We start from the raw sequence: 15828 nt of genomic DNA on the forward strand, positions 1-15828 counted from the left end.
TCTCCCCACCGACTGTACGCCTGACGAAGAATGACCCACCGTCTCCCGTCTGACCCCGGCGCCCGATCCAGGCCGCGCGGACTCGCCGTCCTCGTCGTCGTGATCGCCGCGATCGCGTTCATCGTCCTGGCGCCCGGGGTCGCGTCGCCCGCACCGTCGGACCCCGGCTCGGCGGGGTCCGACTCGGCGGATTCGACGGGCACGGATTCGGACTCGGTCCTCGACGCCACCGACGACGATGACGCCACCGGCACCGGCACCGACACCGACACCGGCACCGACTCCGACGAATCCGGGGCCTCGGCGACCGATGAGTCCGAGACCTCCGACTCGGACTCGACCGACGGCGGCACCACCGATCCCGAGACCACCGATCCGGAAACCACCGATCCGGAAACCACCGATCCGGAAACCACGGACGGGCCCTCGTCGCCGTTCCATCCCTGTGGATGCGGACCGTCGACCCCCACGACCGAGACATCGGACCCGACCACCACCGAGACCACGGACACCACCGACACGACGACAACGACGACAACGACGTCCGATGATCCGGACCCGACGACCACCGAACCCCAGACGTCATCCGCAGGCGACGGCGAGGACGGCGTCATCATCCGCGGCCGCCGCATGCCGGAGGCCGCCACGTCGACGCCGGACGGCGGTGCGGGCGGGTCTGATCCTGCAGGTGTTCCGTCCGGCACCGGGCCGGCGATCGGCGACGTACCGTCGGTCGCCCCGCCGAGCGGCGGCGGTTCGGCAGGGACGTCCGGATCGACCCCGTCCGCCGGTTCGGCGGGCGAGTCGGGTGCCGGCCGACCGGAAGCCGAGGCCGACCCCGACGACTCATCCGACGACACCGAGTCGCAAACGGTCGCAGGTGCCCCGCTGCCACCGGCGGGCCCGCCTCAGGCGTCGTCGGGGGCGCCCGACGACTCGACACTGACGTCGATGCGGAGATTCGTGCTCGGGGTGGCGCCCGGTGCGCTACTCCTGCTGGGCGCCGTCGCCCTGTTCGGCAGCGGGTCGTTCCTCGACTCGTTGCGGTCCATGCGCCCCTGAGTTGTTCCCGTCCGGGAACCGCTCGAGCAGCTCGCGCTCATGCGGTACCTGCGTGGCCGCGCCGTCGGACATCCACTCGCGCAAGACCTTTGTGGCCCGGACGTCGTCCTCGTTGTACTCGAGGAGGCGCCGGCGCTGACCGGCGTCGGGGCGCCCGCCGCCGAGCGCCACGGCCGCCCGATACCACTCCATCGACGCCTCGCCGCTCGCATCCTCATCGCGCCACGAGAAACCCGCGACCGGCGCCACCCGTTTCAGTCCCTTGCCACGGGGGCAGATGAAGTTCTCGCCCACGGCCTCGTAGATGTCCACCCACTCCGACGACCCGATGAAGGCCTGGACCTCGGCACGGGTCGGCATGCCCGGTTCGTCCGGAAAGCGGTCCGCGGAACCCAGAAGCCACCGATTCTCCGCCTGCTGCGAGTAGCAGTAGGCCGCGAAAGTCTTTCCGGCGTCCCGCGCCGCAGCCCGTTCGGCCATCAGCCATCCCCAGAACTCGGCGAAGGACCGCGCCTCGTCGCGGGTGGGCAGCGGATCCCAGGTGACGAACGGGCGGTACTCCACGGGTACCGACGGATCGGTGGTGTCGGTGCGGAGCGTTCCCCACAGATACGCCCCGTGCTCGCCGTAGCTCTCCATGTCGACGTCGATCTCGATGTCGGCGCGGTGGACCCGGGGCGAGTCGACACGGCGTACGAGTTCGGTGCCGGTCAGCCACGCGATCGCGTTGACGACCGCGTCGCCGAACCGCACGCCCCCCGGCCACCCCTCCGGGGGTGACCCGCGCTGGGCGGCGAGCTGATCGATCGTCGTGATCCCGGCGTCGATCAGCACCGTTCCCTGATTGCCGGACGCCACCAGACTGACGTCGCGCTTCTCCTCCAGCTCGGGTCCGCAGCGCACCCACCACGGACAGGATCGGCATTCGCTGATCCGCCGGGGCTCGGTCGGGATCGTGCCCGCAGCGACCGCCAGTCGGCGCTCGAGGACGGCGGAATAGTCGTCGAGCATCGCACCGGTGTCCAGGACGACGATGCAGTCGGCGTCCACCCCGATGATCCCGCCGCGGAGATCCGCGGTGTCGGTCGACGACGCCCGGCCGATCTCGACGAGCATGGCGGTGAGTTGGGCCAGGCGGAGGTTGTCCCGGCGGTTGGGCCGGCCGGTCCGGTAGGGATCGGGGCTCGGCGCCCACGTCCAGAACGGACTCGTCACCAGGCCGGTCGGGCGTCCGTCCGGGTCGGGCGCCGACTTCGCGGGTTGGCTGACCCGGTGGTTCACGACGATGACCGGGATGTATCCGTCACCCACCCGGACCAGCAACTCCGAGTGGCCGCGCCGCCCGTGCGCCTCGTCGATGGGCAGCGTCGCGTTCCAGATCCATCCGGCGCCGTCATCGCAGGCTTGCAGCGTTGCCGCGACGCGGTCCGATGCGCTCGCGTCGGGGTCGACGACCACGAAGACCCCGGGTTGATCGCTGTGCACGCCTCGGAGCAGTTCGCGGATCGCAGCGCGATGATCGGCGGCAGCCTCCTTCCGGCGCTGCACACCGGGCGGGTCGGGCTCGTCGGCGGGACGCCGGGCGTGGGCGAAGTCGAGTGCCACGCGGTGCTCGCAACCGGCGAGGTCGCGCGGCGACAACACGACAGGGGCCACGCCATCCCTTCCTGGCTCGGGCAGAGGAGACACGTGGTCGGATACAACCACATGTCATGCTTGTACTTGTTATCACGCGCACCTGACGCCGGGAGCGATGCGAGCGGGGCCACGGAAGTGCGGCGCCGGACGCGGGCAGCGAGCCGGTCGACCGGCGCCGGGAGCGGAACGAGAGCGGGCCGGGGGTCGACTGCGGTCTTCTCGCCACCAGCGAAAGGGCATTCGATGGGATTGTTCTCGTCCGACGGTACGACTCGAGCGCAGCGCAAGGCAGAGGCCAAGGCTCTCAAGGCCAAAGCCAAGCTGGAGGCGAAGTTCGACGCCAAGTCGCGGCGCAAGGAACAGAAGGCTCGACGCAAGAACGAGCACAAGTACTTCCAGAAGGAGATGAAGGCCGAGCGCAAGACCGCCAAGCAGCTCGCCAAGTCCCAGACGAAGGTGAGCAAGGCCGAGGCGAAGAAGTTCGCCGTCGAGGCACAGGCGGCTGCCGACGCGAAGGCGCTCAGCCCGGCCAGTGTGAAGCGCTACCTCACCGTCGCGCGACTCGTGGCTCCGATCGCCGTACCCGTCGTCTACCGGGCCGCGGTCGCCGGTCGCGAGCAGCTCTCGACGCTACAGGCGAATCGTGCCGGGGTCTCGCCGGAAGTGTTGCGCCAGTTCAGCGGTCACGGCGCCGCCCTGTCCGCGCGCATCGCCACCACCCGCACGGCCCTGGAGAAGGTCGTGGCCCAGGACACCAGTGCCGATGCCAAGGACTTCGTCGCCGCGATGACCAAGCGCCTCGACAACCTCGACATCGCGGTACAGACCGCCGAGACGATGTCGGCCGGTCAGCGTCGCACCGCCCACAAGGCCATCGCCGACGAGCTCGAGGCCGTCGACGCCGACATCCTGGCCCGGCTCGGCGTCCGTTCCTGACACGAATCCCAGGGAACACAACGACTAAGATGGCCCCAAACGGGTCGCGCCGCGGAGTGGTTTCCGAGCGCGTGCCGGACACTTGCGAGGGAGCGCCGAATGACCGAGCCGGATCCGAACGTCACACCGTCCGACGGTGACCCGAACCGCGACGAGCAGGCACTGTTCCCGATCGCCACACCGGGCGATCCCGGGTCCAGCAGCTCACCCGACGCTCCGGCGCCCGCACCCGAGCAGCCGGTAGCGAAGAAGCCGGCCAAGAAGGCGCCCGCGAAGAAGACCACACCGGAGACGGCGGCCGCGGAGTCCGGCGGCGACCAGCTCCCGCCGAAGAAGGCCGCCAAGAAGACACCTCCGGCCAAGGCGCCGGCCAAGAAGAGTCCGGCGAAGAAGGCAGCGGGCGTCGCACCGGCGAAGAAGTCGGCCGCCAAGAAGGCGCCACCGAAGAAGGCACCGGCCAAGTCGGCGCCGCCCGTGCCGGAATCGCAGGCTGCGGCACCCGAACCCGAAGCGCCCCAGGTGCCTGCCCCGACCCCGGCGTCTCCTCCCGCCCCGCCGGTGACCCGTTCCCCGGAGCCGGCGTCCACCCCCCGCCCCGCCACCCCGCCCACACCCTCGGCTCCGCCGGCACATCCGCCGGTCGATGTGGTCGCCGAATCAGACGCTGCCCGAGCGACTTTCGCACAGTTGCGCTCGGGCTCCCCGACCGAGGCCCCGACCACCAACCTGACGCCCGCATTCGCCGGGCTGGCGGCCGCGGTCGCGCTGATCGTCTTCGTCGTGTTACGCCGTATCCTGCGCTGACGTCTCGTCCGCCGAGGCCGCACCCGGTCCGTGTGACCGCACCGAACCCGCTGCGCCGGAACCGGTGTACGGGCGGCCGACTCGGGCGAGGATCGCGGCCGCGACCTCGTCGGGGTGCGCCTCCGGCAGCCAGTGATCCGCGCCCGGAAGAGCGATGAACTCGTAGTTCGCCTCCACCCAGCCCGAACACAACCGGGCCGCGGCCCCGCTTATCGCGACATCGGCGTCACCCCACACGAAAGTGGTCGGGACACGGACCGGTCGTGGCGCGGACCGCTGGTCCGGCAGGAACATCGCGCGATACCACCCCAGCGCGCCGGGCAATGCACCGTGGTCGCCGATCTCGGTTGCCACCCGCGATGCGAACGGCTGCGGGAGTCCCATCCGCTCCCCGAAATCCGGTTGTGTCCGCATCGCCCAGCCGAGGAGCTTGTCCGGCAGCACCGGAATCTGGAAGGCGGCCATGTACCAGGACCGGAGAATCTGGCCCCGGGGCATGGCACGCATGAACGCCCCGGCGTGCGGGACGGACAGGGCGGTGAGCGTCTCGACCCGGTCGGGATGATGCGCCGCCGCCGTCCACCCGACGATCGCACCCCAGTCGTGGCCGACGAGGTGCGCTCGCTCGATGTCGGCAGAGTCGAGCAGGGCGAGCACATCGGACACCAGCTCCCCCTGTGAGTAATCCCGTCGCCGCGTGGGCCGCGCGCCGGGCGAATAGCCGCGCTGGTCCGGCGCGAGTGTCCGAAATCCTTTGTCGTGCAATATCGGTGCGACGAGCTCCCAGCACGAGGCCCGCTGGGGGAAACCGTGCAGCAGCACGATCGGTTCTCCGTCTGCCGGTCCGTCGTCGATGACATCGAAGGTGTACGGTCCGCGACCGAATCGGGTGAGGCGTGTGGTCATCGATGACCTTCCTGTCGGTTCACACCAGCGCGAGTACCCGCGCCGGACCACCGGTGCCGCCGGCGAACCTCGGCGCGCCGACGACCACCGTCGAACCCTGCGCCGGAACGGCTTCCAGGTTCGCCATCGCCTCGACGGCGTACCTCCCGCTGCCGAGGATCGCCGTGTGGGCACCGGTGGCGCCGCGGACGTCGACGCTGAGCGTGTCGGTCCCGATGGCCACGACTCCCCGCTCGGTCACGAGCATGCCGACCGCGGCGGATGAGTAACCGGCGGCGTCCGCGCCACCGGTTCGCGGCTGCCACCCGGTGCGCAGCGCGACCAGCGCGCCGCGGGGAATCCGCCCATGTCTCGATTCCCATTCCGCGACATCACGTTCGGTCAACTCGGCCCGCCGGTCACGACGTGCCCTCGTCTCGATGCTGATCACCACCAGAGGTGCCACGAGGTCGGCCGGGTCGATGCGGTCGACGGTGATCCCGCGCCCGATCTTGTGGGCAGGGGCGTCGACGTGGGTACCGGTGTGCTCGGCGAACGAGACCCAGTTGGTCGAGAAGCCCGAATCTAGGCCCCGCACAAGGGATGTCGGGACCGAGACCATGGGCGGATTACCCGGCCACACCGGGAACGACGGCGACAGCGTGTGGGTGAGGTCGACGACCCGGCCGGCTGCCGCGCCGCCCGGCGCGCCTCGAGAGGGGGCAGCCAGGCCGGTTCCGGCCGCCATCGACGCCGAGATCCCGGTCGCCACACCGGCAGCAACCCTCAGCGCGGTTCGACGAGACATCCGACGGGCTTCGTCGTGGGCATGTCCGACGATCGCGTCGTCGCACACGGCTCAGCCGTTCCAGCGCACGCGCAGGATGCGGTCCGACCCCTCACCGTCGCTGGTCGTCAGGACCAGAGAGCCGTCGGGGGCGACGGCCACCCCGCGCAGACGGCCGTGCGCGTCCTTCAAGGCCTCGGTCTCCGACACCACGCGTCGCCCGTCATCGGAGAGATTCAGGAACACCAGTCGTTTGCCCTTGAGCGCCGTGAGCACGAGACCGCCGCTGTACTCGCCCCACCCGGTGTCGGGCAGGAAGGCGATACCCGGGAGGGCGATCGTCTGGTCGCCCGAACTCCACACCGGACCGATCGCACCCGGGACACGGACGGGATCGGTCATCGGCACCGACTCGTCGTAGATCACCGGCAGGCGGTCGGGCTTGTATCCGTAGTTGCCGCCGGCGACGATCCGGTTGAGTTCGTCGTCGCGGGTCGTGCCCTGCTCGATGGCGTACACGCGACCCGTACCGGGTTGGACCGCCACACCCTGCACGTTGCGATGCCCGAGACTGTGGATCGGACTGCGGGGGTTCGGATTTCCCGTAGCGGGCGTCCCGTCGAGCTTGATGTGCAACACCTTGCCGCCCAGCGAGGTCCGGGACTGCGGAATCCACGGGGTGGCATTGTCGCCGGTTCCGACCCAGAGGCTGTCCCCGGTGGCCGCGAGACCACAACCGCCGTGCCGCCCCGACGAGTTGACCGGGATCCCGCTCAGCACAGTGCGTTCACGGGCCATCTGGGTCCAGTCGGCGCCGACCCGCCAGGACACGACCTGGATGGTCTGACCGGTCTGCGGGAACTCGATCGGGATGTTCGACAGCGAACCGGGCGCCCCCGGCGCACCCGGCACGGTTGCCTCCGCCTGGCACGAGTACACGCGGCGGGTCTGTTCGAATCGCGGATCGATCGCGAGGCCCATCAGCCCGGACTCGCCCTGCGCGAAGATGCGCGACAGGTCGGCGCGGACGTTCACCCGCTGCCCGCCCGGGCGGACTGCGACGAACCGTCCCGACCGCTCTCCGGTCAGCACCGTTCCGTCCGGGGCCACCACGACGCCCCACGGGATGCTCAGTCCGTCGGCGACGGTGGTCACCCGCAGTGCGGGTGCCGCGTCGGCGGCGGGCGCGGACACCAGGGCGCCGACGAGGGCAGCCGAGACGGCCGCGGTCAGCACCCCCAGACGCGTCCGGCGGGATCGGGTTACGGGGTCTCTGCGCATGCGGGGGCTCCGGGTCACAGGGCTACCGTAACCACGCTCACACCGATCGGGCAGGACATCCGGCGTCTCGCCGGGCCCGTACGTGCCGGAGGAGCGAGCTTGCGGGCGTCCCTCTGCTCCTAGCGGCCGGGCAGGTACTTGAGCGCGCGGACCGCGGTCGGGGTGATGGCGCGGTAGATGCTCGTCGGGACCACCGGCATGCGGTCGATGCCGATGAAGCGCTGCTCGGCGATGGTCTGGGGCTCGGTGTACTTCAGCAGACCCTCGTCGCCGTGGCGGCGTCCCACTCCGGAGATGCCCATGCCGCCCATCGGAGCCGCCGTCGACGCCCACGCCGCCGCGTAACCCTCGTTGATGTTGACCGTCCCGGCCCGGAGCTGCTCGGCGACCTGCTGCGCCTCGGCACTGCTCCCGGCGAAGACACTGGCGTTCAGACCGTAGTCGGTGTCGTTGGCGAGCTTGATCGCCTCGTCGGTGGAGTCCACCGGGTAGATCGAGACGACGGGTCCGAAGGTCTCGTTCGCGAAGCACACCATGTCGTCGGTGACGTCGGTGAGGACCGTCGGCTCGAAGAAGAACGGCCCCAGATCGGCGCGTCGCTTGCCGCCGGCCAGTACCTTGGCACCCTTGGCGACCGCATCCTCCACGTGCGCCTCGGCGGTGTCGATCTGGGCGGCCGAGGCCAGGGACCCCATGTCGGCGGTGAAATCGTAGGAGGCCGACAGCTTCATCGTCGAGACGTACGCGGCGAACCGCTCGGCGAAGTCGTCGGCGATCTTCTTGTCGACGTAGATCCGTTCGATCGAGATGCACAGCTGCCCGGAGTTGGAGTACGCCGCCCGCGCCGCGCCCCGGACGGCGTTGGCGATGTCGGCGCTCGCGGTGACCACCATCGGGTTCTTGCCGCCGAGCTCTGCCGAGAATCCGATGAGCCTGCGCCCGGCCTGCTCGGCGAGGGTGGCCCCGGTTTCCGAGGAACCGGTGAACATCACGTAGTCGGTGGAGGCCATGATGGCCTGTCCGACAACGCCTCCCGGCCCGGGCACCACGGCGTAGAGCTCGCGCGGGAGACCTGCCTCGTAGAGCAACTCGGCCAGGGCCAGTGCGCAGTACGGAGTCTGGCTGTCGGGCTTGATGACCACGGCGTTGCCGGCGATCAGCGCCGCCACCGCGTCGGACACCGCCAGCGTGAGCGGGTAGTTCCACGGGCTGATGACGCCCACCACGCCCTTGGGCAGATACCGCACGCGTACGCTCGTCGCGCCCGGCAGCATGCCCTTGACCTTGCGGTCGGCCAACAGCTTGGGTCCGTTGGTCGCGTAGTGCCGCGCGGTGATCGAGACGTCGATGACCTCTTCTTGCGCGTAGATGCGCGCCTTGCCGGTCTCGGCCTGGGCGATGTCCATCAGCGATGCCGCGTTGCGGTGGACCAGCTCGGAGAATCGGTCGATGATCGCGGCGCGGTCGGCCGGTGTGCGAGCCGCCCACCCCTGCTGCGCCTGGCGGGCACGGGCGACCGCCACCTCGAGATCGTCTGCGGTGGCGACCGGGATGGTGGCCATCTCGGTCCCGCTGAACGCCTCCAGAACGGGGCGCGTCGGACGACTCGCGGCGTCGTCGATGGCGACGAGCGCACCCAGGCGAGCGAAGTGGTCGGGAGTGGGCTTCGGCATGGCGGTGCTCCTCAGCGCTGTCGGATGTCCGGTGTTCTGTTCGATGACGATCGTCGGGCTCGGCGACCGGGGGCTTGCTGGGGTCGACCTCTACCGTGGCTCCGCCGCGACGAGCACGATGCCGTCGTCGTCGGAGTAGACGACGTCGCCGGGGGTGAACGTCTCGCCGCCGATGGTCAGCGGGACGTCGCGCTCACCGGCGCCGGTCTTGGTCGACTTGCGCGGGTTGGTGCCCAGGGCCTTGACCCCGATCTCCATCCCACCGATGGTCTTGGCGTCGCGGATGGCGCCGTTGACGATGATCCCGACCCAGCCTTTGGACCGGCCGAGTTCGGCGATCAGGTCTCCCACCAGCGCGGTGTGGACAGACGCGTCGCCGTCGACGACGAGCACCCCGCCGGGGTTGGACTCACCGAGGACCGACTTCAGCAGGGCGTTGTCCTGGAAGCATCGGACCGTCGACACCCGTCCGACGAACTCCCGGTTGCCGCCGAACTGGGTGAACTGGGTGTCACAGCTGCGGACATCGGCACCGATCTCGTCGACGAGATCGGCCGTCGGGGTGAAGGTGAGCTCGCTCATGCCGAACAGTTTAGGTGTAACCGCAAGTAGCTGGTTACTCGCGGGTAGGGAGCGATCGGACGCCATCGATGATCTCGGCGACGTCGTCGGGCCGTTCGGAGACGAGGAAGTGTCTCGCCCGCGGCAGAACGGCGATCTCACCGGCGTCGAGCACCTCGGCGTATCGCCGCTGCTTCCACTCCCAGAAGTGACGCCATCCGGGCAGCCTCGACGACGCCACGACGACGATCGTGGGGACACCGGGCATCGGCGCGGACCGGCGCAGACTGCGCAACGTCTGGTTCATCGACCCGAACGCGGCGTTCTCGACGAGCAGGGCGAGCAGATAGGGCGGCTGCCCGAAGACGTGGGTGCTCCACCGCTGCTGCTGCTCTCCGCAACCCTCGGGGGGAGCCGGCACCACACGGCTCCACACCTGAAAACTCGGCCAGCGGCGAATGCCGACGCGACTGGTCACCGCGCGCGCCGCGCCGACCAGCCGATGCGCGTTGCCGACACGGAACGACAGCGGGACGATCCGCCACGGCAACAACACGAACGACCCGTCGAGCACGACCACACCCGCGGTCCGCTCCGGATACCGCCGAGCGAACGCCTCCACGTACAACGACGCCAGCGAATGACCCACGACGACAACCGGTTCGTCGACGCCACGCGCGTCGAGCACGGCGGCCATCCGCTCCACCTCGCCGAGCAGCGACGGATGGTGGCCCCGGCCGATGGGATCGGACAATCCGTAGCCCGGACGGTCGTACCGCAGGACCCGCCACGAGGAGGAGAGTCGCGCGACCAGCGGATCGAGATCGAACCAGTTGCTCCCGAGCGCCGCCATGAGCAGCAGCGGCGGACCCGAACCCTCGTCGAGCACATGGAGACGATGCTCCCCGACCGTCACGAACTCACCGGGTGACCTCAAACCGTCGTCGCGTGTCGTCTCGTGCACGCGTTCAGTGTGCCCGGGTGAGCCGGACGGCGTCATCGGACGACGCGACCGGGCTCAGTGCGGTGAGTGATCAGCCGTCCTCATGAGAGTCCAGGCAGGTGCGCAGCTTTCGCAGGCCGTCCCTGATCCGAGACTTCGTGGTGGGCAGGGGCGTGTCCATGCGTGCGGCCACCTCCGGGTACGAGAGTCCCCCGAAGTACGACATCTCGAGGCTTCCGCGCTGCAGATCGGTGAGGTGTCCGAGGCAGGTGCGCACCGCGTTCACCTCCGCCGTGCGGACCACGGCCTCCAACGGAAGATTTTGCGTCGCTTCGGGTTCCACGCTCCTGACCCCGTACTCCGACATTCTCTCGGTCTGCATGTTCTCGGTGCGGACCCGGTCGACGGCGCGACGGTGCGCGATGGTCATCATCCAGGTGATCACCGACCCACGTGCGGGTTCGTAGTCGACGGCCTGTTGCCAGTACTGCAGGTAGGCCTCCTGGACCACCTCTTCGGCGTAGTGCCGGTCACGGACCACCCGGACGGCCAGGCCGTAGATCCGGGAACTGGTCAGATCGTAGAAGCGTGTGAACGCCGCGCGATCCCCGTCGGCCACCAGAGCCAGCAGGTCGCTGAGCACCTGCGATTCGCCCCCGCCCCCATGATCCGCATCCGCGGTCGCGTCGCTCTCCCTCGGCGCCACGGGTTCAGCTGCTGCCGGCTCGAGGTCGAGGCACGTGCCGACTCAGAGGCTCCGCGAGAACCGTCGCCGTGAACGGAATTTGACCCGGGTGCATGTCAACGACGGCCCGCCCGAGGGTCCTGCTGTACGGGCTCTTGGAGGATCATCCGGGGCACCTCTCGTCAGACGGCGGGGGTCGTGAAGTAGGTCGTTCGACCCTAGCCCGTCGTTACACATTGTGATCTGTTGTAGCCCGTTGAGACGACAGCAGCCCTTCGGAGAGCCAGGACCATTCAACGACGGCGGAGTGCTACCCAAAACCTCCCCCCGGTGAACTACATGTGACAACCACATGCCCGGAATCGGCGCGCGCACCTGGCCGTCGGGGTAGTACTACGCGGTGGCCACCTTTCGCCAACCGGGTCCGACACCGACCGAGATGCTCCGCACGAGCGCGCTCGCCGTACGTGGCGCCATCCGGCCACGATCACCCGACCAGCGGCTCATCAGCGCGATCGTGGACGCCGGACTTCCCGAGGCGATGACCACGGTGCGCGTGCGCGCTCTGCCTCAGGTCGCGCGTCGGGTGCCGGCCGCCGGACTCGTCGAGGGAGCCCTGACCTTCCGTCGCCTGCCCTCCGCGATGACGACCTTCGTGGTCGAACACCCCGAGGCGACGTTTCTGGTCGATCCGGGCTTCTGCCGGGACGCTCATCTCCGGGTGCTACCCGAGCTCCCCACGGTCCTGCGTCCGTTGATCACCCCGCCTCGCTCGACGATCAGCACGGCCGGGGGTCTCGAGCTGCGGCCGTTGCGCCGGACCCCCGACTTCGCCCTGCCGACACACGCCCACTGGGATCACGTGTGCGGGCTGCACGACCTGACCGACCTGCCGGTGCGGCTGCACCGGGTGGAACGCGAGTGGGTGCTGACCGGCACCGATCCACCGGTCGGCGGTGTCCGAGGGGCGCTCTCCACCTGGCCCGTCACGCGCTGCGGGTGATCCCGACGCACGACCACGACGCCGTCGACGGCCTCTGCGGTTGACGCGGTCGAATCAGGCGTCCTGCGGCTTCGCGAGCGGGAACGCGAGCGACTCGCGAATGGACTGCCCGGTGATGAGCATGACCACCCGGTCGACGCCGACGCCGAGCCCACCCGTGGGCGGCATCGCGTACTCGAGCGCCTGCAGGAAGTCCTCGTCGAGTTCCATCGCCTCGGGATCGCCGTCAGCGGCCAGGATCGACTGCTCGGTGAGACGTTTGCGCTGTTCCACCGGGTCGGTGAGTTCGGTGTAGGCCGTACCGAGTTCGACGCCCCAGGCGACGAGGTCCCACCGCTCGGCGACGCCCGGCTTGCTCCGGTGCGCGCGGGTGAGCGGCGACGTCGACGTCGGGAAGTCGGTGTAGAACGTCGGGAACGTGGTCCGGTCCTCGCCGAGATGCTCGTAGAGTTCCAGCACGATCTGCCCGGCATCCCAGTCCGGCCGGTGGTTGATCTCCAGACGGTCGCACACCGCCCGCAACTCCTCGACGGAGGTCTCCGGGGTGATCTCCTGCTCGGCACCTTCCGAGACCACCTGGTGAACGGTCTTGACCGGCCACTCCCCCGAGATGTCCACGCGCTCTTCGTTTCCGTCCGCGTCGGTGCGCACGATCACCGGTTCCCCGTAGGCCGCCGTCGCCGCGTGCTGGATCATCTCGCGGGTGAGGTCGAGCATCTTGAGGTAATCACTGTGCGCCTCATACGCTTCCAGGCTCGTGAACTCCGGGTTGTGACTGAAGTCCACGCCCTCGTTACGGAAGTTGCGGCCGATCTCGAAGACCTTCTCGACGCCACCGACGCAGAGTCTCTTGAGGTAGAGCTCCGGAGCGATGCGCAGATACAGGTCGAGGTTGTAGGCGTTGATGTGCGTCTGGAACGGGGTCGCGTTGGCGCCGCCGTGGATCTGTTGCAGGATCGGCGTCTCCACCTCCAGGTAGCCACGCGCGGAGAGGAAGTCGCGCAACGACTTCACGACGAGGCTGCGGGTGGCGAGCGATGCTCGCGTCTGCTCGTTGATCGCCAGGTCGACATAGCGCTGGCGGACACGCGCTTCCGGATCGGTGAGGCCGGCCCATTTGTCGGGTAGCGGACGCAGGCACTTGCCGTTGATCCGCCAGGCGTCGATCAGGATCGACAGTTCACCCTTGCGGCTGGTGCCCACGACGCCACGCGCCTGGATGAGGTCGCCGAGGTCGACGTCTGTGCCGAAATCGGGGGTTCCCGGGATCACCCGAGAGTCCTCGACCAGCACCTGGACCTCGCCGGACCAGTCGTGGACGTCGGCGAACACGACCTTGCCGAAGTCGCGGAGCCGCGTCACGCGGCCGGCGACGGTGACGACCGTTCCTTCGGGCTCGGCCTTGGCCTGCGCGATCGTGTGGGTGGGCTGATCTGCCGGCGGGTACGGATCGAAACCCCGCTCGACGAGCCGGTCCATCTTCTCGAGCCGGACACGTACCTGTTCCGGTCGATGGACGACCGCACCCTCGGGGGTGGCCGTCTCGGCTTCGAGTTCGGCGATGAGGGCGGGGGCGTCGACACCGGGCGGGATCGACGGCGGCCCCTGCGTGTAGTGCTTGGCCCGGCCGAACCGGGGCAACGTGATGAAACCCTCGGTCACGATGGCGGCCAGGCCCACCCGGGGCAGAATCCGACTGTCCTCGAAGCACAGGTAGCGCGACTGCCAGTCCGGCAGGTATTTCGCGTTCGACTTGTACAGCGACTCCATCTGGAAGAACCGCGAGCCGAACATCAGCACCGAATAGCCCATCCGCATCACCGGTCCGGCACCGATCTGGGGTCCCTGTTCAAAGAACGCGCGGAACGCGGCGAAGTTGAGCGACACCTCGGTGATGCCCAACTGCTCTGAGTTACGGCACAATTCGGCGACCATCGTCTCCACGACACCATTCGGTCCGTGCCGGTCACGACGCATCAGGTCGAGTGAGACGCCACGACGCCCCCACGGGACGAACGACAGCATGCCGACGACCCGTTCGCCGGGTTCGCCTTCGTCCAGCACGGCCTCGACCAGCAGGCAGTCGCCGTCCGCGGGGTCACCGATGCGCGAGAGCGCCATCGCGAAGCCGCGTTCCTCGTCGGTGTCGCGCCAGTCGTCGGCGCGCGCGACGATCTGCGCCATCTCGGTGTCGCCGATCTCGTTGTGCCGTCGGATGCGGACGCCGACCCCGGCACGGCGGGTGCGGGTCACGGCCTGGCGCACCGCCTTCATCGCCGACCCGCTGAGGCTGAACTCGCGCGTGTGCAGGATGGCCTCGTCGCCGATGTTGAGCGAGACGAAGCCGGCGGCGTCGAAGGCGGCCGCCCCGCGCGGGCTCGACCCCATCGACGCCGGATGCCACCCGTACTTCTCGCAGAGCGTGAGGAATTCGGCGATGGCGTCGGGCCACGACTCCGGGTCGCCGATCGGGTCACCGCCGGCGAGTCCGACGCCGACCTCGACGCGGTAGGTGATGGCCGCGCGGCCGTCGGGTGAGAACACCACGGCCTTGTCGCGCCGGGTCGAGAAGTACGCCAGCGAGTCGTCGTCGTTGAACCGCGCGATCAGTGCGCGGATGAGTGCTTCGTCCTCGGCGGTGATGAGCCAGCGCAGCCGCTGCGACCGGAACAGCACGATCGCCGCCGCGATCAGCGCCAGCGCACCGAACAACCCGAGCAACCCGTTGACGAAGAGGTGCGTGTGCCGGCCGTCGAACGACGCGTCCTGGTCGATGGCACCGAAGGCGACAACCCGGTTGAACGCGTAGGGCAACCGGTCGCCCCGGGTCAGCGTGTGCGGGAACGCCCATACCAGCGCCCAGCCCAGCAGCGTCGCGATGACCAGTCCGGCGATGAGGGTGCCGAACGCCGCGGGGATCGCCCCCTTGCGGACCCGCGTATAGAACTGGCGATAGGTGGAGAGCAGGAACATCAACGCGAGGGCGTCGATGAACAGGCCGAGGTAGATGTTGGTGCGGTCCCATGCCGTGACTCCGAGGTCGTCCTCGAGCGCCGGTATCAGATACAGGACGTTGGCCGTCATGAACAGCACGAGATAGACGACGCTGATCCACCAGGCGATCCGCTTGCGCGCCGACAGGGCGACCGCGAGGAGCGCGAGGACGAACGCCCAGGCGAAACTGGTGTCGGGCAGGGTGATGATGTAGTCGTCGACGTAGCGTCGCGGGTCGTGGATCAGATGCCGGATCGCGGGAAAGAGACTGGACAGCAACGCGATAGCGGCGAGGACACCGACGACGGTGCCCGCGACGTGCGGTGCGCGGGTCCCGAACCCCGTGGGGCGCCTGATCTTGTCGAGGAGCGCCAGGGAACGACGATCGGCCGCGGTGGGTGCGCGCGAGGTACCGATGTGGCGCTCGTCGGGGTTCTCGGGGTCGACCGGCGCGAGGGGGGTGTCGGTGGCCATGCGTAAACGGTAGTCGGGAACGGGGATCTGTCCCGGCACTCCACGCGGATCGGTCATGTCCGGCTCAGATCGTCTCGCCTCGGCGCATGTCGTCGCAGCTCC

The 15828-nt window shown here is 69.2% G+C and carries 13 protein-coding genes; 4 read left to right on the forward strand and 9 right to left on the reverse strand.

Features of this window, described 5'->3' with window-relative positions:
- Positions 1–30 precede the first annotated feature (30 nt).
- Positions 31–1062, forward strand: coding sequence for a hypothetical protein (locus AB4Z55_RS01340; RefSeq protein WP_369518968.1), 1032 nt, complete (start codon positions 31–33; stop codon positions 1060–1062).
- Here AB4Z55_RS01340 and AB4Z55_RS01345 read toward each other — a convergent pair.
- A complete protein-coding gene (locus AB4Z55_RS01345) occupies positions 988–2718 on the reverse strand; it encodes a TM0106 family RecB-like putative nuclease (RefSeq protein ID WP_369518969.1) in 1731 nt (576 codons plus the stop codon). The genes AB4Z55_RS01340 and AB4Z55_RS01345 overlap by 75 nt on opposite strands.
- Before the next feature lie 225 nt (positions 2719–2943).
- Between AB4Z55_RS01345 and AB4Z55_RS01350 the strand changes: the two genes are divergently transcribed.
- Positions 2944–3636, forward strand: a complete 693-nt coding sequence (locus AB4Z55_RS01350) for a DUF6474 family protein (protein ID WP_369518970.1) — start codon at positions 2944–2946, stop codon at positions 3634–3636.
- 99 nt (positions 3637–3735) lie between these two features.
- Positions 3736–4440 carry a hypothetical protein gene (locus AB4Z55_RS01355; RefSeq protein WP_248644298.1) on the forward strand — a complete coding sequence of 235 codons (705 nt, stop codon included), beginning with the start codon at positions 3736–3738 and terminating at the stop codon, positions 4438–4440.
- Here AB4Z55_RS01355 and AB4Z55_RS01360 read toward each other — a convergent pair.
- From AB4Z55_RS01360 to AB4Z55_RS01390, 7 genes are all read right to left on the reverse strand, one after another.
- Positions 4420–5346 (reverse strand): alpha/beta fold hydrolase, encoded by a 927-nt coding sequence (locus tag AB4Z55_RS01360; protein ID WP_369518971.1) that lies wholly within the window; start codon positions 5344–5346, stop codon positions 4420–4422. The two genes, AB4Z55_RS01355 and AB4Z55_RS01360, sit on opposite strands and share 21 nt — an antisense overlap.
- Positions 5347–5365: 19 nt before the next feature.
- Positions 5366–6181, reverse strand: a complete 816-nt coding sequence (locus AB4Z55_RS01365) for a cyclase family protein (protein ID WP_369518972.1) — start codon at positions 6179–6181, stop codon at positions 5366–5368.
- A 3-nt stretch (positions 6182–6184) separates the two neighbouring features.
- On the reverse strand, positions 6185–7393 hold the full coding sequence (locus AB4Z55_RS01370) for a sorbosone dehydrogenase family protein (RefSeq protein WP_369518973.1): 1209 nt from the start codon (positions 7391–7393) through the stop codon (positions 6185–6187).
- Positions 7394–7512: 119 nt separating this feature from the next.
- On the reverse strand, positions 7513–9066 hold the full coding sequence (locus AB4Z55_RS01375) for a succinic semialdehyde dehydrogenase (protein WP_064569918.1): 1554 nt from the start codon (positions 9064–9066) through the stop codon (positions 7513–7515).
- A 90-nt stretch (positions 9067–9156) separates the two neighbouring features.
- Positions 9157–9648 carry a ribonuclease E activity regulator RraA gene (rraA, locus tag AB4Z55_RS01380; RefSeq protein WP_369518974.1) on the reverse strand — a complete coding sequence of 164 codons (492 nt, stop codon included), beginning with the start codon at positions 9646–9648 and terminating at the stop codon, positions 9157–9159.
- Between the two features lie 34 nt (positions 9649–9682).
- Positions 9683–10591 carry an alpha/beta fold hydrolase gene (locus tag AB4Z55_RS01385; protein ID WP_369518975.1) on the reverse strand — a complete coding sequence of 303 codons (909 nt, stop codon included), beginning with the start codon at positions 10589–10591 and terminating at the stop codon, positions 9683–9685.
- Between the two features lie 70 nt (positions 10592–10661).
- The gene (locus AB4Z55_RS01390; RefSeq protein ID WP_231895859.1) at positions 10662–11213 is read right to left on the reverse strand and encodes a sigma-70 family RNA polymerase sigma factor; all 552 of its coding nucleotides are present in this window, start codon (positions 11211–11213) and stop codon (positions 10662–10664) included.
- 481 nt (positions 11214–11694) lie between these two features.
- Between AB4Z55_RS01390 and AB4Z55_RS01395 the strand changes: the two genes are divergently transcribed.
- On the forward strand, positions 11695–12258 hold the full coding sequence (locus AB4Z55_RS01395) for an MBL fold metallo-hydrolase (RefSeq protein ID WP_369518976.1): 564 nt from the start codon (positions 11695–11697) through the stop codon (positions 12256–12258).
- Between the two features lie 54 nt (positions 12259–12312).
- Here the strand turns inward: AB4Z55_RS01395 and lysX are convergent, their stop codons facing one another.
- Positions 12313–15726 carry a bifunctional lysylphosphatidylglycerol synthetase/lysine--tRNA ligase LysX gene (lysX, locus tag AB4Z55_RS01400; RefSeq protein WP_369518977.1) on the reverse strand — a complete coding sequence of 1138 codons (3414 nt, stop codon included), beginning with the start codon at positions 15724–15726 and terminating at the stop codon, positions 12313–12315.
- Positions 15727–15828: the final 102 nt, after the last annotated feature.

Source organism: Gordonia sp. ABKF26, assembly GCF_041103195.1.
Taxonomy (GTDB): Bacteria; Actinomycetota; Actinomycetes; order Mycobacteriales; family Mycobacteriaceae; genus Gordonia; species Gordonia terrae.